Annotated in this window: 19 protein-coding genes; all 19 read right to left on the bottom strand. The window is 30.9% G+C overall.

What is annotated here, in order from left to right:
• Position 1 precedes the first annotated feature (1 nt).
• Positions 2-796 carry a glycosyltransferase gene (locus Q0E86_RS04530; RefSeq protein WP_288521268.1) on the bottom strand — a complete coding sequence of 265 codons (795 nt, stop codon included), beginning with the start codon at positions 794-796 and terminating at the stop codon, positions 2-4.
• An 18-nt stretch (positions 797-814) separates the two neighbouring features.
• Positions 815-1,153: a DUF2304 domain-containing protein gene (locus tag Q0E86_RS04535; RefSeq protein ID WP_288521266.1), complete on the bottom strand. Its 339-nt coding sequence runs from the start codon at positions 1,151-1,153 to the stop codon at positions 815-817.
• Positions 1,153-1,872 carry a glycosyltransferase family 2 protein gene (locus tag Q0E86_RS04540; protein ID WP_288521263.1) on the bottom strand — a complete coding sequence of 240 codons (720 nt, stop codon included), beginning with the start codon at positions 1,870-1,872 and terminating at the stop codon, positions 1,153-1,155. The genes Q0E86_RS04535 and Q0E86_RS04540 overlap by 1 nt, the downstream gene beginning before the upstream one ends.
• An 86-nt stretch (positions 1,873-1,958) precedes the next feature.
• Complete coding sequence (rfbD, locus tag Q0E86_RS04545; RefSeq protein ID WP_288521261.1) at positions 1,959-2,873, bottom strand: dTDP-4-dehydrorhamnose reductase; 915 nt, start codon at positions 2,871-2,873, stop codon at positions 1,959-1,961.
• A gap of 38 nt (positions 2,874-2,911) precedes the next feature.
• On the bottom strand, positions 2,912-3,946 hold the full coding sequence (gene rfbB, locus Q0E86_RS04550) for a dTDP-glucose 4,6-dehydratase (RefSeq protein ID WP_270490757.1): 1,035 nt from the start codon (positions 3,944-3,946) through the stop codon (positions 2,912-2,914).
• A 6-nt stretch (positions 3,947-3,952) separates the two neighbouring features.
• The gene (gene rfbC / locus Q0E86_RS04555) at positions 3,953-4,525 is read right to left on the bottom strand and encodes a dTDP-4-dehydrorhamnose 3,5-epimerase (RefSeq protein ID WP_288521257.1); all 573 of its coding nucleotides are present in this window, start codon (positions 4,523-4,525) and stop codon (positions 3,953-3,955) included.
• Between the two features lie 13 nt (positions 4,526-4,538).
• Entirely contained in the window at positions 4,539-5,417 is an 879-nt protein-coding gene (gene rfbA / locus Q0E86_RS04560) for a glucose-1-phosphate thymidylyltransferase RfbA (RefSeq protein ID WP_288521253.1), read from the bottom strand.
• Positions 5,418-5,482: 65 nt separating this feature from the next.
• Positions 5,483-7,621 (bottom strand): glycosyltransferase, encoded by a 2,139-nt coding sequence (locus tag Q0E86_RS04565; protein ID WP_288521280.1) that lies wholly within the window; start codon positions 7,619-7,621, stop codon positions 5,483-5,485.
• Positions 7,622-7,643: 22 nt separating this feature from the next.
• Positions 7,644-9,107, bottom strand: a complete 1,464-nt coding sequence (locus Q0E86_RS04570) for a glycosyltransferase (RefSeq protein ID WP_295754847.1) — start codon at positions 9,105-9,107, stop codon at positions 7,644-7,646.
• 21 nt (positions 9,108-9,128) lie between these two features.
• Positions 9,129-10,178, bottom strand: coding sequence for an ornithine cyclodeaminase family protein (locus Q0E86_RS04575; RefSeq protein WP_295754849.1), 1,050 nt, complete (start codon positions 10,176-10,178; stop codon positions 9,129-9,131).
• Positions 10,179-10,183: 5 nt separating this feature from the next.
• Positions 10,184-11,416: an acetyl-CoA carboxylase biotin carboxylase subunit family protein gene (locus Q0E86_RS04580; RefSeq protein ID WP_288519845.1), complete on the bottom strand. Its 1,233-nt coding sequence runs from the start codon at positions 11,414-11,416 to the stop codon at positions 10,184-10,186.
• 2 nt (positions 11,417-11,418) lie between these two features.
• Complete coding sequence (locus Q0E86_RS04585) at positions 11,419-12,531, bottom strand: DegT/DnrJ/EryC1/StrS aminotransferase family protein (RefSeq protein WP_288519848.1); 1,113 nt, start codon at positions 12,529-12,531, stop codon at positions 11,419-11,421.
• Between the two features lie 82 nt (positions 12,532-12,613).
• Complete coding sequence (locus tag Q0E86_RS04590; RefSeq protein ID WP_288519850.1) at positions 12,614-14,173, bottom strand: DUF2142 domain-containing protein; 1,560 nt, start codon at positions 14,171-14,173, stop codon at positions 12,614-12,616.
• A gap of 12 nt (positions 14,174-14,185) precedes the next feature.
• The gene (locus Q0E86_RS04595) at positions 14,186-16,066 is read right to left on the bottom strand and encodes a DUF2142 domain-containing protein (RefSeq protein WP_288519852.1); all 1,881 of its coding nucleotides are present in this window, start codon (positions 16,064-16,066) and stop codon (positions 14,186-14,188) included.
• Complete coding sequence (locus Q0E86_RS04600; protein ID WP_288519854.1) at positions 16,056-16,901, bottom strand: glycosyltransferase family 2 protein; 846 nt, start codon at positions 16,899-16,901, stop codon at positions 16,056-16,058. The genes Q0E86_RS04595 and Q0E86_RS04600 overlap by 11 nt, the downstream gene beginning before the upstream one ends.
• Entirely contained in the window at positions 16,901-19,102 is a 2,202-nt protein-coding gene (locus Q0E86_RS04605; protein WP_288519855.1) for a glycosyltransferase, read from the bottom strand. The genes Q0E86_RS04600 and Q0E86_RS04605 overlap by 1 nt, the downstream gene beginning before the upstream one ends.
• 18 nt (positions 19,103-19,120) lie before the next feature.
• The gene (locus Q0E86_RS04610) at positions 19,121-19,903 is read right to left on the bottom strand and encodes an ABC transporter permease (protein WP_288519857.1); all 783 of its coding nucleotides are present in this window, start codon (positions 19,901-19,903) and stop codon (positions 19,121-19,123) included.
• A complete protein-coding gene (locus Q0E86_RS04615) occupies positions 19,903-21,042 on the bottom strand; it encodes an ABC transporter ATP-binding protein (protein ID WP_288519859.1) in 1,140 nt (379 codons plus the stop codon). The genes Q0E86_RS04610 and Q0E86_RS04615 overlap by 1 nt, the downstream gene beginning before the upstream one ends.
• Positions 21,043-21,111: 69 nt before the next feature.
• Positions 21,112-22,263 (bottom strand): MerR family transcriptional regulator, encoded by a 1,152-nt coding sequence (locus Q0E86_RS04620; protein ID WP_295754853.1) that lies wholly within the window; start codon positions 22,261-22,263, stop codon positions 21,112-21,114.
• Between the last annotated feature and the right edge of the window lie 37 nt (positions 22,264-22,300).

The following is a 22,300-nucleotide window of genomic DNA, read 5'->3' on the forward strand; positions in this document are numbered from 1 at the left end:
CCTACAATTTATTACTTTTTTCACTCAACGCATACACAGAATTTATTCCATTCGCAATAAATTTTGGCCAATATAAACTCATGATTTCCAAATCCTCTTTTTTTCGGATATTTTCACCCAAGTTTTTTGAAGTAGCTGACTCCGCATAAATTCTATGTCCCAATAATGGTTTATCAATATAAATAAACTCACCATTTAATTCAGCTAAATCACACCATGTCTTATAATCACAACTATTGATATAGTTTGTATCAAAAATAGATTTACCTGCAACCACCTTATTATAGGTAGCAGCTGGACAACAAATTGGACAACCAATTGATAAAATTCTTCTACGAATAAATTTAGAAGTTTGATTTTTATCCTTCTTTAAAGGCGCAAGCATCATTCTCTTCACTTTTAAAATTTTATTGGTATAAACCTTTTTATCGTTACGAATCTCATAATAGTCCGTAAACGCTAGAATAAAATCATGTTTATTTCCAATATACTTTAATGTTTTTTCTAAAAAATCCGGTTCATAATAATCATCTTGATGCGCAATTGTAACTAATGGAGTTGGCGCATGATCATAAGCCCAGTTCCAGTCAGCTCCTGCATTTTTAGGACTTGGATTCACAAACAATTCTAAACCATATTTTTCACATAACCCCTTAATGTGATCATTCGGTGTTGATGTTGAAATAAATACTTTACTTTTGATTGTTTGATTCAATAAAGATTGAATAGTCATTTCTAAATGAGGATTTTCTTTATATGCACAAATCACAAAACTATGATCGTTTCTATTAAACATTTAATTACCTCCAAATAATTATTTTTTGATTTCACTTTTTAATAATGAAATTTCTTGTACTAATAATGTAATTTTTCGTTTCTGAGCAGAAACAATAACAGTTAAAGACATAGTTATAAAGAACAAGATAACCAATAACACACCAATAACCATGTTGGAAACCGTTTGGAAGCCAACTAAATTCGCAATCTTAATCAATGCATTTGGAAAAATTGCTAAAAACAATAAGATTAAAACGCCAAGACCCCATAACAAAGAATACTTTACCGGAATTCTCCCTTTATGTAGTATACGAATTACAACCACAGCTAATATTAAGGCAATAATAAGAACACCCAGTCTTAAATTTAAAGGCATTATTTTGACCTCCTTGTTCCAATTATCATAATAGATAATAAAACATTAATCATATAATACACATTCTTCCAACTACGGATGGAAGACACACCACCATTACGCTCCTTCATTTCAACAGGAACTTCCTGAATTGTTGATCCCTGCTTTAAAATTTGCGTAGTTGAAATTGGTTCTGGATATTCTAATGGATAATCCATCGCAAATTGTGCAATCAAACCTCGATCTACTGCTCTAAAACCTGATGTAACATCATATAATTTTTCACCTGTAAAAAATTTAATGAAAGATGAAATGATCTTGATACCCATCTGACGAGCCTTTGTAGACTTAAATTCACTTGTCGAACCCTCGACAAAACGAGAACCAATTGTCATATTCGCTTTACCATCGAAAATAGGTTTACAAATATCCTCGACAAAGTTTACATCATGCTGACCATCCCCATCAAATTGGATGGCAATATCATAATCGTGTTCCAACGCATATTTATAACCCGTTTGAACAGCTCCACCAATACCTAAATTATGAACCAATTTAACATGCGGCTTATTATTTGACGTTAGTATTTCCTCTGTTCTATCTCTAGAACCATCATTTATGACAATATAATCTAATTTATTTGAAGAATGATTCTTATTATATTCATCAATTGTATCGATTGTTGATAAAATAGAATCTTGTTCATTATATGCCGGAATAATTAACAATACTTTATTCATTATTCTCCCCTTTTCCTTTTTTACCACTTTAAAACATAACATAAGAATTCATTATCCTCAAGTAAATGTTTGATAATGCATAACATTTATACATTCATTTCCTTTAAATAACGAGCAAGTGCATCCTGCCAAGTAGGTAAAGGTTTAAATCCATTTTCTACTAGTTTTGATTTATCCAAACGAGAATTAAAAGGACGAGCTGCCTTAGATAAACCATACTCTTTTGTTGTTACTGGAACTACAGTGTTCGTATAACCAGCTTGTTTAAAGATTTCACACGCAAAATCATACCAACTAATATAGCCACCCTCATTTGTCGCATGATAATAACCATATTTATCCGTTTCAATCATATCCACTAATAAACGAGCTAAATCAAAAGTGTAAGTAGGTGTACCAATTTGATCATTTACCACTTTTAACGTATCAAATTTCTTTCCAACATTTAACATCGTCTTAATGAAATTATTTCCATTCTTACCAAATACCCACGCAATACGAACTATAAAATACTTAGATAAAGTATTAGAAACAGCTAGTTCTCCACCTAGTTTTGTCTGTCCATACACATTCAATGGTTTATAATCCTTACAATCCGGTTGCCATGGCTCTGTTCCCTGACCATCAAAAACATAATCCGTAGAAATATAGACCATCTTTGCATCAATTTCTTTACAAGCATCCGCAATATTTTGTGTACCATCCACATTAATAGCTTTTACTTTGGCCTGTTTATCTTCATCTTCCGCTAAATCCACTGCCGTCCATGCCGCACAATGCACAACAACATCTGGCTTTACAGACTTAATTGTATTCATTACAGCCTCTGAATTCGTGATATCTAAAGATACATATTCAGCCGTTGTTACATATGTACCATCCTGAATGCCACTATAACTTTCAGCTAAGTCTGTACCTACACCAGTATATCCTCTAGAAGCCAATTCATTCATGACATCATGACCTAATTGACCTGCAACACCTGTCACAAAAACCTTCATCGAATATCTTCCTTTCATTTAACAAGAAAAGCTAAAGATTATTCCTTAGCTCTTCCTTTTTCTACATACATCTTTTCAAAATAATTCTGGTATTCACCACTAATGATGTTTTCCCACCATTCCTTGTTGTCTAAATACCATTGGATTGTCATTGGAATACCTGTATCAAATGTATATTTTGGTTTCCATCCAAGTTCTGTTTCCAACTTAGTTGGATCAATCGCATAACGCATATCATGACCTTTACGATCTGTTACATACGTAATCAAGCTTTCTGGTTTGTTTAATGCATGAAGTACAGTCTTTACAACTTCTAAGTTCGTTCTTTCATTGTGACCACCTACATTATAAACTTCTCCAACACGTCCCTTACGAACAATTAAATCAATTGCGACACAGTGATCATATACATGTAACCAGTCACGAACATTTTCTCCAGTTCCATATACTGGAATTGTTTCATCATTTAATGCACGAGAAATAATTAATGGAATTAATTTTTCTGGGAAATGATAAGGACCATAGTTATTTGAACAACGACTAATCGTTACTGGTAAACCATATGTTCTGTGATATGCCAACACAAATAAGTCAGCACTTGCCTTCGCACTTGAATAAGGACTTGAAGTATGTAAAGGAGTGTTTTCAGTAAAGAACAAGTCAGGACGATCTAAAGGTAGATCTCCATATACTTCGTCAGTTGATACTTGGTGATATCTTTGAATACCATATTTAACACAAGCATCTAATAAAGTAGTCGTTCCCATTACATTTGTCTTAACGAAGATTTCAGGATCTTCAATACTACGGTCTACATGACTTTCAGCCGCAAAGTTAACAACTACATCAAATTTTTCTTTTTCAAACAAATCCATGATAAATTCACGATTCGCAATATCACCCTTAATAAACTTGTAGTTAGGCTTATCCTCTACAGGCTTACAAGTTTCTAAGTTACCTGCATACGTTAATTTATCTAAGTTTACAATCATATCCTCAGGATATTTATTGACCATATAATGTACAAAGTTTCCACCAATGAAACCAGCACCACCCGTTACTAAAATTTTCATATTGTTCTATTCTCCTTCATATACAAATTGATTATTTGACTCTTCTAAAGTTGGACCCACCTGATCCTTTTCACTTAACACAGGCTCAATACCATTTAATAATGAACCCCAATCTACATGACAAGTCGGATCATCATAACGCATTCCACCCTCAGACTCTTTATTATAGACATTATCGACTTTATATCTAAATTCAACATCATCCGTTAAAGTTAAGAATCCATGCGCAAATCCTTGTGGAATAAAGAATTGTCTATGATTCTCTGCACTAAGTTCCACACTTACCCATTGACCATACGTAGGACTATTTTTACGAATATCTACCGCAACATCAATAACATTTCCCTTTGTACAAGAAACCAATTTACTTTGTGCATAAGGCGGATTTTGCCAGTGCAATCCACGAAGCGTACCCTTCTGTGCACTAAAAGACATATTGTCCTGTACAAAATCAACCGTAATACCCATCTTTTCATATTTAGGCTTTGAATAAGTCTCTGTAAAATACCCTCTATGATCCCCAAATACATCTGTATCAATAATTAATACTCCAGGAATCTTTGTTTCAGTTACCTTCATTTCATTACCTCCATTACTTAATATATTTACGATCCATGATCTTCTTTAAATAAGCACCATACTGATTCTTCTTATAAATTTCGTAAGTAGCTGCCAATTCATCATCACCAATCCAACCATTGTCATACGCAATCTCTTCAAGACACGCAATCTTACGATGTTGGTGCTCCTCAATTGTCTTCACAAAGTTAGTGGCATCCACTAAAGATTCATGTGTACCCGTATCTAACCAAGTAAATCCATCACCAAGTAATGTGACATTCAATTCACCATTCTCTAAATAAATACGGTTTAAATCCGTAATCTCAAGTTCACCACGAGCACTTGGCTTTAAGTTTTTCGCATACTCTACTACTTTATTATCATAGAAATATAATCCTGTTACCGCATAATTTGACTTAGGACAACTAGGCTTCTCCTCTAAACTAATAGCCTTACCCTCAGAATCAAATTCTACAACACCAAATCTTTCAGGATCCTCTACATAATAACCAAATACTGTAGCTCCCACTTCATTTTCAGCAGCCGCACGAAGACGCTTCGTTAAACCATGACCATGGAAAATATTATCACCCAAGATCATTGCACAACTATCATCCCCAATAAATTCTTCACCCAAGATAAATGCTTGTGCTAAACCATCAGGACTAGGCTGAACCTTATAAGAAAGCTCAATCCCAAATTGATGCCCATCCCCTAACAATTCTTGAAAACGAGGTGTATCATCCGGAGTTGAAATAATCAAGATCTCACGAATCCCCGCCTGCATTAAAATAGACATAGGATAATAAATCATTGGCTTGTCATAAATAGGAAGCAATTGCTTACTTGTAACCTTAGTCAAAGGATACAAACGAGTACCACTACCACCAGCTAAAATAATACCTTTCATAATAGTTCCTCCATTTAAATCAATTATATCATAACAAAAGAATAAACCCTAACGTAACGTTAGGGTCAAGTACAATATACACGAATTATAGATTCTTTAATTAAATTCCAATCTCTAGACTTCGCAGTTTCTACACCATTTGTATATAAAACTTCTCGTAGTTCTTCATCCGAAACAATTCTTTCAATACAATTAACCGCTTGATCTATATCTCCATTTGGATAAATCAAACAATTCTTTCCATCCTCTAAATACTCTTTATTACCATCATTTAATAAAGCCACTACATAACCACCAGTAGCCATCATCTCAATCGGTGGATAGCTAAAGCTTTCTAATAAAGAAGTCTTTAATAAGATGTCACAATCCGCATATACCTTTTGTACTTCTTCATAAGGCACTCTATGCAAGAATTTATCAACACGATACCAATCCTTGGGTTTCGCATTATAAGACATATACCAAATTTCATATTTAGAAGAATCTAGCTTATTCGTTACCAAGAAAGCCTCATCCACATTTTTATGAGCACTCGAAGAATCACCCTCAATCAAAATACGAATCTTATCCTTCAATTCTCTTTTATGCGGTCTATATTGTTCAATATCAATACCATTTAAGATCCACGCTGCATCCTGATTAAATTCAGACTTCAACCATTCCTTACACCACTTTGAAATTGTGACATAATCAAATGGATACGAATAAGTCACACTAGCTTCTACTTTACGAGGATCTTTAAAATCATAAAAGTCGATCTCATAATTTTGAACTAAATACTTTTTATTTTCAATACAACGAACATCATCCAACATCTTTACCGTAGGCCACATTGTCGCTACACCACAATCAATTTTCGCATCCAACTTTTCATTTTTAAATGGCAAGACTGGAAATGAATGATTCATAAATGTAAATTCTGTACAAGTATCATAGAAAGATAATAAAATCACTTGATAACCTGCATCCTGTAAATAAGCTGCATGACGCAAAGCCACCATAACTCCACCAGAAATTTCAAGTTTCGCAAAGCCCATACAAATGATTCGCTTACGATTCTCTTGTAGAATAGAAACCATATTTGAACCTGTATATAAAGTAACACAATGCTTCAAACAATATGTATAGGCATTATTTGCCAAAGTGTTTCTTATCATTTCATTCTCAATCAAATTGGACAATTCGATCTTCCACTCATCAATATTGGAACAAAGAATACCCGTTTTATGATCTTCTATCATCTCTTTAAAAGCACCAAAGTTACTCGCAATCGTACAAGTCTTAACAAGACTTGCCTCTACCCATTTATTTTCGGATTTAGCTTCATTGAAAATATTTGAAGTTAAAGGCGCTAAATTAATATCCATCTTAGAAATCAATTCAGGAAGTTTTTTATAATCCATAAAAGGATGGACTTCAATCTTAGAATCATACATCTTTAAATCTTGAGGCAAATCGATTTCTCCAACAAGATGCAAACGCACATAATCATATGCATTCAACACATCAATCAAGGCTGGCTTAATCATTTCAAAATCTTCATTGTGCGTAATACTACCACTAAAGTAACCCATATCCACAGTATCTTTTGATGTTTTTTTAATTTCTTGTGATAAAGTTACCATTTCAATAGAAGCCGTATTTCGATTGATCCATACATTTGGATTGTATTTTTCAAGCTCCTTCTTCAAGGCTAAAGTCGTAGTGATACATCCATCGCAAAGCTTTAATAACTTTTGATTCTTCATCACATCCAAATCATAACGAGCCTTTTGAGAAGAATCCATATTCTTAACATACTCAATCTGATCCGTATATTTCGTATCGATTACTAAATCATCCACATCATAAAGCACAGGTTTATTCCATGATTTAGCCAATTGAATAAGCGCATCCAATTTTTCTGTATAAGGTGCTCTAAAAATAATGAAACAAGAATACATACGCACTTGTTTTAAATCCACATTCTCATAGAATACTTCATCACAAGTATAACCATTTACTTGTAGCTGCTCCATTTGATGTGTAACACGATAACGAGGTGGATGCGGCAACAAATCTTTAGGACAGCCATTAATAAACAAGACATCCTTAAACGCATCACTCTTAGGTCTTGATTCTCTTTTTTTATGAATATAATGTGAGGCATGTTTAGCTAAGCCTGAAACACCTTCGCGTTTTAATACCTCCATTGATTTATTCACTAACTTCAAAATAACACCTCCATCAACGTTTAGCGCGTCTTTTTATAATTCCTAACAATTGTTTTACAGATAAATCATCCACGTTTTTTCTTCTTAATTCTGAAACTTTATTTTCATAATCCAACAATTTTACTTGTTCAATATATTTAATATCTGCTTCAATTGTTACTTCACAAACTTCTTTAGATTCCTTTAAATCAATCCATATAGTTGGATCTAAAGAATAAATATCATACCAATCCTCATCTATTTCATAGTGACGAAGAACTACGTAATCATTTATTTTCTTTCCATCAATTGTGATAAATAGATTTTTTAAACTAATATATTTACCTTCCGTTGGATCAAAGCGAAGTTGACTCACTTTTTTATGATCTAAATCAAATGAGACTTTAAAATGATTGTTCATCATTGTGATTGTTTTACCGATTTTATTAGACTCAGAAAAACCTTCATTATTCGTATAATATAAAGACGAAGTCAAGTATTCATTATCATCAACTACATGGAATACATCTAATTTTCCACTTATTGCACATACATCTCGTTTAGTGAAACCATATAACTCCATCAATTCATCTTTTGTTTCTTCATTACGAACCAATTCCATCAATTTATTCATCGCATAAAAATGGAATCCTTTTATATTTGTTCTATTTAACATGATCTGTGCTAATGCATAATCCACATTCATTTTTCCATCAACAACATATTCATTCGCCTCAGGAAAAACCTGTAAAAATTCAGATTGATCTTGAATTTTGCCATATAATTTTGCGATTTGATAAAACTCATTATGTACACGAATACGATTTGTAGGCGTTTGACCACTCGTATTACTTTCATCCGCATGAATTCTAAATTTAGTTAATTTATCTGGATGCACATAAATCTCGTGTTTCAAACATAATTTGACCCATCTATAGAAATCAGGTAATGCTCCAAGTCCTGCCGCAAATAAATCATCGTTCATCTGTACATCCATGCGAATCAAAGAACTTGGATGGCACAATCGATTCCCTTTATAAAAGAAATGGTTCAACCATTCAAAACGGTTCATATTCTCATTTAAAAATACTTTCGAATATGGATGATTCTCTTGATCAAAATCATTTCCCTCATCATCAATGACTTGCACATTAGTAAAACAAGCTCCAGTTTCTGGATGATTCTCCAAATATTCAACTTGTTTTTCTAATTTGTCTAATTCCCAAACATCATCACAATGTGCCATTGCAAAATATTTGCCTTTAAAAGAGGAATACAAAGCTCTTGTAGTACATCCACCCTCATTTTTTTCATGGCGAATCGCAATAATTCGATCATCTTTATATTCCTGAATGATATCCCAACTATGATCTGTAGAACAATCATCAATAATATATAATTCAAAGTCTTTAAATGTTTGATTTAATATACTATCTATACTATTTCGAATATAGTTTCCATGATTATAAGACGTTAATAAAACCGTTACTTTTGGCATAATTATTTTTCCTTTCACTTTTTAAAAGTCTAAATCTTCCAATACTTCAAAAGTATCGGCATTTTGAATTGTCCAATCCTTTCCAAATCCTTTGGAAATTACTTCTTGATATATATAATAGGCAACAGACACATCTACAAAAGATAAACCAATCGAATTAAAATAATTAAATTCTAAATCCGACTCTCGACCTGGTAATTTACCTGAAATGATATCTGCCAAATTTGCGTATATATCTTCGTCCATCAAAATCTCTTCTTCATACATACGAGCAATTGTTGGAGAACCCCTATGTTTAAGGGATGCCCAATCATCACAAACAATTTTATCTGCCCTTAGTGGAACAGAATATTCATCTTCCCATCCACCTACATGACAATAGAAAGCTCCTTTTTTGATGGATTTTGCCTTTAACAATGGCTCTTGACAACTGACAGCAGTCACAATAATATCTGCATTTTTTGCGGCTAGATCATAATCTGAATTACACGCAATAAAAGTAACATCCTCAAATTTCTTTTTCATGACTTGAATAAATGCTTCTTCACTTTTACTTGTTCTAGATGCCACATAACATGTTTTGATTTCAGGAAATAATGTTTTAATCAATAAAAAATGTGTCTTTGCCTGTTCACCCGTACCAATCGTTCCGTATACAGTACTATCTTTTCGAGCTAAATATTTAGCTCCAATTGCACCTAAACAAGCTGTTCTTAATGCAGTAATCAATGTCCCATCTACAATCGCAAAGGGAAATCCCGTTTTGATTTCAGATAATAAGATTACTCCACTCACGTTTTGTCTATCAAACAAAACAGGATTATTAGGAAATACAGAAACCCATTTTACTCCACAAATTCCCTCTTTTAGAAGTGTAGAAGGCATGCAGTTGATGCGCGTTTGTAGTTTAGTATCAAAAATTTGCGAAATCTTATCTGGCAATAAAATTTCATTCTTACTATACGCAATCAAGGAGTTTTCGATTATTTCAATAATTTTCTTTAGATCAAAAGATTTCGTTTTTTTAATATCCTCTAAAGAAATCAATTTTACACTTATATTATTATTCATACATATTACCCATCAATACGATTTACATCAAAATACTCATAAATCATATTTTCACCTTTTTCATTTAATACCTTAATATTATTTTGTACTTCCTGTAGAGTTTTCTTTAAATCATCTAAATCATTAGCCAAAACATCCATTTCAGCCAAACGTTGATTCACATTATATGTCCATTCTAATGTATCTTTTACTTCACAACGAGGTATTGCGGATACAATTTCATCACAATAACAATCAATACCTTCTAACGTTTCAATTGTTCCTTTACTGACTGTAGGAAATAAAACCGCTGCCTTTTTCCCCTCAAGAGAATAACACGTTTCAGGTATTTCTATTGAAATCTTATTTTGCGTTGCGATATCAATCATCGCATCCATCAAATCGACACCATATACTTTTTGAATAATTCTTTCATAATCAACACCTGGAAATCTTAATCCTGGATCAAAGAAATAAAAATCATCTTGATATACAAATCCCTGCATAAAAATAGGACCATTTTTATAACCCATATTTTTAAACATATTTATAACTTTATTATGTGCTTTTTCCAAATATAAATTTGTATATTTCGAAGGTGAAACAGCACATGCGACAACTTTTTCAAGATGCTTTTCTTCTGAACCACAATAACTATCGGTTGTACGAATCAAGTATGGCTTTCCATCCACAAAGAAATATGTGACTTGAAATTCTTGTGCACCCTTCATGAACTTTTCAATTATGATATCCCCATTTGATGACTCCGATTTTGCATACATACATGCAGTTTGAAGTTCCTTTTCATCATAACAAACACTTTGTCCTCGAGAACCCCTACTATCTACAGGTTTGACAAAAACAGGATATTCAATATCTGAATCATTTTCTTTATATTCTTTGATTGTATTTACACCATTATCATTGCACATTTTTTTAAAAGCATGTTTATCTGTCATTAAATAAAACTGCTCTTGCGTCCCATAACAAGGAAGATTTAATCTTGCACATATTTTCTGATACGGCCTTTGACAAGGATCAATATATCCACAAATTACACCTTGAACATTTTCATCTTTGCACATGTTTACGATGCCATCAATATCATTGATATCATACATATAACTTTTATCTGCCATTCGTTTTGCGAGTGAATCCGACAAATAATCTGTCACAATTGTATAATATCCTTTTCGCTTTGCGGCTTCTATAAGTTTTATTTGTTGAGCCGTTCCCCCAAGAATCAATATTTTATCCATAATTAACCTCTACACTTCAAAACAATGTCACAAATTCGATCGACATCTTCCAATGATAAATCAGCATATAAAGGTAAAGTTAAAACACGATTACTAATATGTCTTGCGACAGGTGTCTTGTCTAAATCATACTTTCCATGGAAACATTCAAAACTATTCGTTAATGGATAGAAATATTTTCTTGCTCCAATTCCATGCTCAGCTAATTTTTCAAATACTTCATTACGTGTTGCACCAAAGACTTTATCATCAAACACAACTGGAAAATAAGCATAATTTGGTTTGACATCCTTTTGAATCGGATTTAATTGTAGTCCTTCTACACCTTCTAAATGACTACGATATCTATCAACTACAACTCTTCTTTTCTCAATTTCTTCATCTACATGACGCAAATTACAAATACCCATAGCAGCACAAAATTCATTCATTTTCGCATTGGCTCCTACTGCATCCACAACTTCAGTTCCACGAATTCCAAAATTCTTTAATCGATATAAATCTAAACCAAAGTCTTTTAATTCATTTCCAAAACAAACGGCTCCACCTTCTATCGAATTAAATACTTTTGTGGCATGAAAACTAAAACATGAAACATCCCCATAAGAACCAATACCTTTACCCTTATAAGTTTCACCAAAAGTATGGGCAGCATCATAGATTACTTTTAAGCCATATTTTTTTGCGATTCGATCAATTTCATCAATGTTACAAACATTCCCATATACATGAACAGGCATAATGGCACAAGTCTTATCTGTAATCAAAGACTCTAATTTTGTCGTATCCATTGTATATGTAACAGGGTCAATATCACAGAACACAGGTTCTAATCCATTACGAACAATCGCATGCGTCGTAGATGCGAAAGTAAATGGAGTCGTAATGACTTCACCAGATAAATTTAAAGCTTGTAAAGACAATTCTAAAGCCATATGTCCATTTGTCATTAAATCTATATTTTCAACACCCAAATATTGAATCAATTCCTCTTGGAATTTTTTATGTTTAGGGCCCATATTAGTTAGCCAATGTGTATCCCACATATCCTTAATTTCTTCAACATACTCATCTAAAGATGGCATAGAAGATTGTGTGACTAATATTTTTTTCATAACGATACACCTCAAATCAAAATATCTACTTTAAATTATACCAAAATCATAAGAAAAAAGCTTTACTTACGTAAAGCTAAAATCACACAAAATACATCAATATATCATTTGCCACTAAAATATTAATAATTAAGACTGAAACTGTAAATAATATATTACTGTCGAATTTCTTTAACAATCCATTAGAAATTGCCAATAAGAATAACACAGAACAAGGAATAAAGTATCTACCCTGAACTCCCTCTGACGTCATCCAGCCAACTGGTGTAAAATATAAGTACAATCCCATAACAACTAGAACTGAAATAACGATTCCAATAATAGCAAACCAAATTCTATTTTTGATATTCAACTTTGTGTTTTCTACAAAGGCGGAAAAGAATAAAATTATGTAATAGAAAACAAATGAGAACTTATTAATAAAAATCTGTAACCAACCCAAACGATTGATAAAATTATCAAAGTAATAAAGAATTTTTGCTTCAAAAGTACATTTTAAGACTCGTAATACATTTAATTTACTCGATAATAAAAATTCAAGTTGACGAGTTCCATCCACATTTGCAGCTTCATAATATTCTTTTTGAGAAGCGATAACTTCTGTATTCGAATTTAATTTTAGTGAAATATAAACATATACCAATCCGATGCATGCGCATCCCGCTAATAAGAACCAATTTGTTTTTGGCATCTTTAATAATTTAGGTATGATTGCAAAATAAATACCAAAAATTGGTATGTATACATATTTTGTAACAGCAATAATGAAAATCATAGTCATTACAATAATTACATCTTTCTTAGTGATTACTTCTTTCTCAAATAAATATAAGCCATAAGCTACTGACAAAACAGAAATACTTGTAACTAAAACATCTGCAGAATAAGAACCAGCTAAATGAATAAACATTGGATTAAACCCTAACACAAAGAAAATCTTCTTTCCTTTTGGAGTGATTTTAATCGCATAAGAAATCAAAGTAATATATAAAATTAAATTTGCCATTCTTCCTAAATAATAAGATAGATATAAAGAAAAATGGAACAATCTTCCTAAAGCAAGTACAATTGCCGGAATTATATAACATGTAAAATTATATGCACAGGCCTCATGATACATTTTATATGTAGGATTCGAATTGATATGAATATAAGAAAAAATTTTCTTATAATTACTAAATTTCATGATTTCATAATCCGAGTCAATCATTCCATGAATTCCTGTATTTAAATGAAACCATGAAACTTGATATGCTCTTTGAAAATGTGCTTGTTCATCTGGAATAAAGTCAGGCAACATACACATCATAAATATCAAGCCAACTGGAATCATAATTATAATAAATAATTTACTCAAATCATTTTTACAATTGTTTGCCTTCTTGTATATTAAAAGAATCAATATAGATAAACTAATAATCCATAAAACATATAAAATCACATTGAAATTATGCCAATAATGATAAAGTATAAAACATTGAAATAATAGAACTAAAGATACAACAGACAATATAAATTCTATAATATATCCAAATATATCTTTTTTTATTCGATTCATAAAGTTAAATATTTTAGTTTTATTGACCGCAAATGCTATTGCACAAGCAATTAGGCAACCTAGAATAAAAACCAAATATTCCAAATTTACCACCTCCTACAACATAGTTCTTAAAAAGAACAATTCAAATAACATACATGTATTTAAAAACATATTTAAATTTATAAGGCTTATCTTTTCATTTTGATCAAAAGATCCTTTTTCCGAAAGACTATACATAAATAAAACAAGTACAGGAGCAAAATATCTTCCTTGGATTCCCCAAATGTATCCCCACTCAAGAGGTGTTTGATTTTGGAAAACATATAATAATCCATATGTAGTTATTAAACAAACGCACCATATACAAATTCTTTGAAACAATGTTTTTAACTCTGATTTTCTTCCTGCGAAAATTAAATATACAAAGAACGCAAAATAAAACATATTCATGAATTGAGATGCTTGTAGTTCATCTGTTCCAAAACCACCTGTGAATAAAGTTCTAAAATAATACACGCCCCATTTATCAAGAGATAAATCAACTGTTTTTAATAATTGCATAGGATTTAATGCAAAATATAATGGAGAACTTGTATTAAATTTTCGACCAAGCACAAGGCATGTCATAAAATAAATCAAAATTACTATCGGTATAACTTTTAGTATTAAATTTAAAATTCTATCTTTATCAAATACATATTTTGTTTTTAGCCAATTTATTAACATTAACATTAAAGGTAATAAGGCTACCGCAATGTAAGCACATTGCTTGCACAACAATAAAAGTAGACAAAGAACAACATATAAAACTGTTTTCTTTTTACTAATCACATTCCCTTCAAATAATTCAAAGATAATAGCCGTGACACAAAGTGACAAACCCAAAGTCATGGAATCATATGCTATAGCGCCAGCTTGCTGCAGTGTCATTGGAAGTGATGCAACAAAATACAATAAAAGATGGTTTTTATTAGTAAGTTTAAATGCTAATAAAACTAATAAACAATATGAAATTAAGTTAAATAACTTAGCAAAATAAAATGTTAATACTGTATTAAGATGTAAAATTCTTCCAACACTAATTCCCAACGCTTGTGGAATATAGGTAAATGCATATCTTTTTACATTTAATGGTTGTCTATCCGTTTGTACCAATGTTGTATCACCACATTTTTCAGTAAAACGACTAATATATGTTGTCATTTCAGAATAACTAACACCGTTATTTTTAAAAGTTTCTGTGTCACATTGTCGCATTTGAATTCCATTACTATTATCTATATGAAGAATTTCGTTAGAATAATAATAAGCTGTATTCATATGTAATGCTTCATCTGGCGCATTACCAATCGGTATCAATACTGAATATATAAGCCCAGTTATAAAAATAGTTCCCACGAAAACAATAGAAATATATTTTGAATTAAAAATCGAATTTTTAAATAAATAAATAACAATAAGCAATACAACAAATAGAATTCCAATCAACCTAAATAACTTTTGAAAATTATTCAATTCTTTTGTAATTAAAGTTAATTTTGCATGATTATCAACTTCTTCAATTGCCACATCTGTACTATCACTTTTAATGTCAATATAATTCTTTTCTCCTGCAAGAGCAACATTTGAATCAAACATAACATTCACAGGTTCTGATGTATTTTCTTTAGAAACAAGTACATCCTTAACCGCTAGAACATTTTTATTTTCATCTAATAGAGATACATTAACTTTAGTTTGATTATCACTATTTGAATTCAAATACAATTTAAACCCTTTGATTGTTTTAAAATTTGTATTAAATTCCATATCATAATTTGAGGATAAATTTGTCAAAGATGTCTCTTCGCCACTATATATAGGAACTTCATTCAATCGACAAATTTTATTTTGATATACCATAAATGTATTCAAAATAACAAATAAAACTAAAATTGGAATAATACACTTCTTTATGTCTATATTTTTTAAATATTTACTAATCCTATTTTCCATATTCTCCCATTTTACCCCTTCGATAATCTCTATATCCACGAATCATATAAATCAATTTTTTGAATCCATGTTTTTCAAAAACAGTGGCATAGAAAAAGCTTTGTTTCGCTTGTTTTACAACAGCCTGGCAATAATCTGGATAATCATTATGGTACATGTCATACAAATAAAAACTATTTCGTACAATATAATATCTTCTTAAAGCACTATGGTTATCACAGAAAATTTTCTTATTGAAAATATGTTTGATTTCATAATCTCCTAATTCATGATCTAGAAATACAGTATTGATTTGTTTGATTGTATATCCATGTTTACGTACATTCAATCCATATTCAAAGTCTACACAATCAATAAACATCCATTCTTTAAATCCTTCAACACATTTATAAATATCAAGATTAATAATATTTCCACTGGTCATTACCACCAAAGGACTTGTGAATAGTTCTTCAGGAACCGGTTCAGAAATGGCCGTTTTATGAAAGGGCGAATAGATTCCTACTTGATCTTTTTCTTCATCTGCATCAATAATAGATTTCATGTTCTTTAAAGCATCTTTTTCAAACATACTATCTTGATCCATAGTCAATAAATAATGAAAATTATGATCAATAGCTTTTTTAGCACCTACATTTAACGCATGCGCAATCCCTGTGTTTTTTTGTAGTGGAATATATTCAACCTTTTCATGCGTGAAAAGTGTCGAATTATCTGCACTTGAATTATCAACTAGATATAATGTATCTAATTCATCAATATAAGAATTAATATTATTGATTACTTTTTGATCTGGATTATATAAAACAACTACACCTGCAAGTTTCATACACATTACCTAGTTAACACCTTTCTTGCGAATCGAATAATTTTTGGAGTTCGAATATCTTGCACCATTCTCCATCTTCTTGAATTCAATTTCAACTTAATATCATCTGTAAGTTGTTCTTTTAATAAAGTCGCCAATTCATTATTCTTGGCAAACAAATGACATAAGTTTTCAATTGCTTCTTTTGAAATAGACATATCTCTTGTATTTATATACTTGTCTTTATATTCTAAACACATTTCAGAAGTCGATTTGATGGTATAAGAATTAATATTTTTAATTTTTTCATTATAGTCATTCAAATTCTTAGATATATCAATTACTTTTTTTAGAGCATGTTCCATATCTTTTGTTTCTAATACCCAACCAAACCCATTCTTTTGAATGCGTTCACCTACAGCGCCAATATTATAAGATAATACAGGTACACCAGAGGCAATGGTTTCAGATAACGTATAAGAATATGTTTCAGGCCAAATAGATAAGTTACATACCAAATGAATCTTACTCTCTTTTAATAGTCGAGGTAATTCACTACGTGTATATCTTCCATGATATACATAGTTTGTATGATTTTTTTTAAGTAAATCCGAATGCGCTTGTCCAAATAAATGGAATTTAATTTTCTTACTTGAACAATGTTTGACAAAATACTCTAATACTTTACTGCCCTTATGAGGAAGCATGACACCTACAAAAGCTACATTAAATACTTCATCATCCTTTTTTTCGATGGCCTTATTGCGTTTTAAATCAATACCATGTTCAACAACATGACAATTAATATTTGTATATACATTTTCAATAATTTCTTTTGTTGAATTAGAAGGTACAATAATCTCATCAAATTTTAATAAAAATTGATTCCAGTGCATCTGCCAATTCTTAACAATATTATTGCGTACATTCATTTTATCTTTTAAACAATGTACACAATCTTTATGCTCCATTTCCATACAATATTCTTTATTCATATAAAGTAAATTAATTGTCGGACAAAGACTATAGAAATCATGTAATGTAATAATTGAATGAATACCCTTTTCTTTACATACATTCGCAATATCAAAATAATGTCCAATCATATGGTGAACATGTACAGTAGTAATACCTAATCCATCTATAATTGTTTCTAACATCAAACGATAATCGGCATCATAAAAAGAAGTCATCACATTAGATTTAAATATGCCAACTGTATTACAGATTTCACTATCGGTAAAATATGAATATAGTTTATATACTCCATCTTCTGGTGCTAATACATGGACATTGAAATCCTTTCTTAAACGAGAAATCAAATCGACACAGTGAATGGTTGTACCACCCACATTTGTCTTTACATTTGACCAATCATGAATCAAAAATAAAACATTGTCACGATTCACATTCTCAATTCCAATTCGAACATTGTCGCAAATATCTTTAATTGGAAAATGTGAACACCAACGCTCTGTATTCTTGACATATAATGGATATCGTTTCTTTAAGATTTTCATATTCTCTTTAATCAGCTGCTCTTTTTTCTCATTAAAAGATTGGCTTTCTTTATGATAGACAATGACACTGTCACACAATAAATGTTTATAACCATAATCCATGCAACGATATGAGAAATCATTTTCTTCTCCATACCCTTTACCGAAAGCTTCTTGATCAAAATATCCAACGATGTCTAATACATTTCTTCGAATATACATACAGAATCCATGAGCTGTTGGTATCTGAGGGTATCTGCGAAGTGAACGTGTATAAACAATATGTGCATATTCATCAAAAGTCATTGAATCCGGTAATTGATTCGGCTGTAATCCATTTGGAACCGATGCTAATGTGGCATTATTTGATAAAGCAGTTACTGTTGCAACATCTTCTTGCGAATACGCACATTTTTCCATTTCTTCTACCCAAAAATCAGACACTTCTGTATCACTATTCAACAAAATAACATCATGCTCTGAATATTTCATACCTTTATTTACAGTACCCACAAAGCCTAAATTTACTTCATTATCTAATACGACAATATTTAATTCAGGATTCTTTTCTTTATAAGTATTTAACAATCCTAAAATCGTTTCATCGGTACTTTTGTCGTTGATCAATATCAATCTATTTTTATTTAAATCCGTATGTTTAATAATGCTAGCGATACATTCATCCACCGCTTTATACGCATTATAAATAGGTACAATTATATCTACCATATTTATCTCCTCAATTTATTAAAGTTGTTCTGCAAATCCTTTTTCTAATTTTTTGAAAATTATATAGCCAACAATTAATACTACAAAACTAAATAAAGTAACAATTAATAATGCACTCATATCTGGCCATTGATGATATAAGAATCCATCTCTATATGCATTCATAATTGTTGTTAATGGATTTAATTGAATCAATCTTCCCAAAATACCTGCATCATTAAATTGCGACAAAGAATACAAAATTGGAGTTCCATAAAATAACATATTAACAATAAATGTCACAATGTATTCTAAGTCTTGGATATATACATCCACACTAGAAAGGATAAATGCGATACCTAAACCTAAAATAGATTGAATGATTGCGATGACTGGTATAATCAAAATATGAATGGACATACCTACGCCAAAGGCAAAACAGAATAAAATAACGATGATACAAGAGATAAAGAAGTTGATCAAACCACTTAAAACTTGACTAATTACTAAAATTTCTCTTGGAAAGTATACTTTTTTAATAATTCCTTGATTTGATTTGATACATGTAGTTCCAGATGTAACTACTGTCGCAAAGAATGTCCAAGGAATGATACCTGTTACTAGATAAACAATATAATTCGGAATATTGGCTCCTCGCATTAAGTATGGGAAAACAATATAATATACAACAACTTGTAGTAATGGGTTCAAGAAAGACCAAAGGATTCCTAAAAATGAACCTTTATATTTACCACGAATATCCTTTTTTACATTCGTTTTTAATAATTCTCTGTAATCATATATATTCTTAAATACTTGCATTACTCTACCTCATTTAATATCTTAAATTGACAATCTTTTTCATCTAAGACATCTCCATTTGAATCTACATATTGCACAGTTAATTTGTGTTCTCCTACACCAATTTCTTTTTTATCTTTGTAGAAAATCCAACCGATTTTATTTTCATCAATAAAACCAGCATAGATTTCTTTATAGACTTCATATACATCTCTTCTTAAAGATAAATCATATTCAACCGGTTCATCATCTAATTGAATGATCAATTTTGCGTTTTCATCATCGGTAATTGCCCAACCATCAAATTTAATTTTATCATCCGATAATTCAATTCTTGAAAAATCTCTAGGATGATCAATAGTGATGGAAGCTCTTCCTTTTCCTTTTCCAGATTCAATTGCTTTTTTACGCTCTTCTTTATGATCTTTAGCAACTTGATCTAAATATTCATCAATTACATAAACAGGATCTCCATCTAAGCGAACTTCTCCTTTATAAATCCAAATCGCTCTATGACATAACTTTTTAACAACATCCAAACTGTGTGTAACAATCACGATCGTTTTTCCGCTATTCTTTAATTCTTCTAGTTTTTTATAACATTTATCCTGGAAATGTTGATCTCCAACTGCTAAAATCTCATCAATCAATAAAATATCTGCATCTACATTGATTGCGACTGAGAAAGCTAAACGCATATACATACCCGAAGAATATGTACGTACTGGATTATCAATAAATGTGCCTAATTCAGAAAATTCGATAATATCATCAATTCTTGCCTCAATATCTTTACGTGTTAAACCAAAGATTGATGCATTAAAATATATATTTTCTCTTCCTGTAAAATCTTGGTGAAATCCAGCTCCAAGTTCTAGTAAAGAAGTTAATTTTCCATTCGTTGTGATTTCTCCAGTATTTGGAAAAATAATCCTAGTCATCAATTTCAACAAAGTCGATTTACCACTACCATTTGTTCCAATTAACGCAACCGTTTCCCCTTTTCTTATATTTAAATTAATATTATTTAAAACTTGGTGTCGTTCTACATTATGACGATTCCAATGTAATAACTTGTCTTTTAAAGTATTTGCCTTATCGTATTCAACTTTGAAATATTTAGACATATTTCTTACTTCTATCGCATTACGACTATCCATTTTCATACCTCACTATTCTACAAATATAAATTATACCATTGAAACGTTAATCTACAAAATCTTTCCAAATCATCTATTTTCACAAATAAATAGACACGCCTCTTTGGTAATGCGGATAAAACCTTTTTCTTTGATTTTATTTTCTACAAAATCATAGAATTCATCATACTTCTCTAAAAGAATGTCTTGGTTTCCATGACAACTTAAAATATAATTCACAATCAGCTTCGCATTATCTATGTCTAAGTAATCATTATAAATCTTACATTCAACATTCTTAAAATATTGTTTTAAAAGCATCTCACCATTTTCCAATCCAAAACGATGATATAGTGGTTGTTCAGAAAGATAAACATTCGAATTAAATTCTTTAACAAGTTCATTGATTTCTCTCATATGATTTTTACTATATGTCGTTGAGTAAAAAACACCATTCTTCTTTAAAACGCGTTTAATTTCTGAAAGGCCTTGATTTAAATCATTCAAATAAAATAATACATGATTTGCGATAATCGCATCAAAAAATTCCTTCTTAAATGGAATATTTTCACAGTTTACGACAAAAAAACTAAAATTGTCATTTAGATTTTGTTTTGCATCCTCTAACATACCATCAGATACATCCGTTAAAAAGATTTCACGATTACGAATATCCTTACGCTTATTCATCCAAAGCTGCCCGTTTCCACACCCAACTTCTAAAAGCGTATTGATTTTACTAAAATCAATATTTTCATATAACCAATCAAACCATTTTATTGGATTGGTAGAATATTTTTCATGTAATTCAATTCGCACATTTAAATTGTTTGCGTTTTTATATTGCTCAGCCAAAGAATCTTGTTTTGACAACAAACGTACGGTTTCTACTAAATGATCTAGTGCATTGGCATCATTCTTTAAAAGCCTTGAAGTATAATTTAAAGAATCATACACCTTAGTGTAATAAGTTATCTTTTGTTTGACTAATTTTTTTTGTACATCCAACGATTTTTCAATTTCATTATTATCATGTATCAGAAAACGTATTTCATCCAATGAAAACCCCAATGATTTAAAGACCAAAATTTTTTGAAGAAGGACAAAATCTTCATCTGTATACAAACGATATGAATTCTCATCATTCTTTTTAGGCTTCAACAATCCAATTTTATCATAATAACGAAGCGTACGCTCTGTAACGCCTGCTTTTTTTGCGAATTTTCCCGTTGTATAATGCATCATAATTTCACCTACAATCAAATAGGGGAAGCAAAGC

This window comes from uncultured Holdemanella sp. (assembly GCF_934754935.1).
GTDB lineage: Bacteria > Bacillota_I > Bacilli_A > Erysipelotrichales > Erysipelotrichaceae > Holdemanella.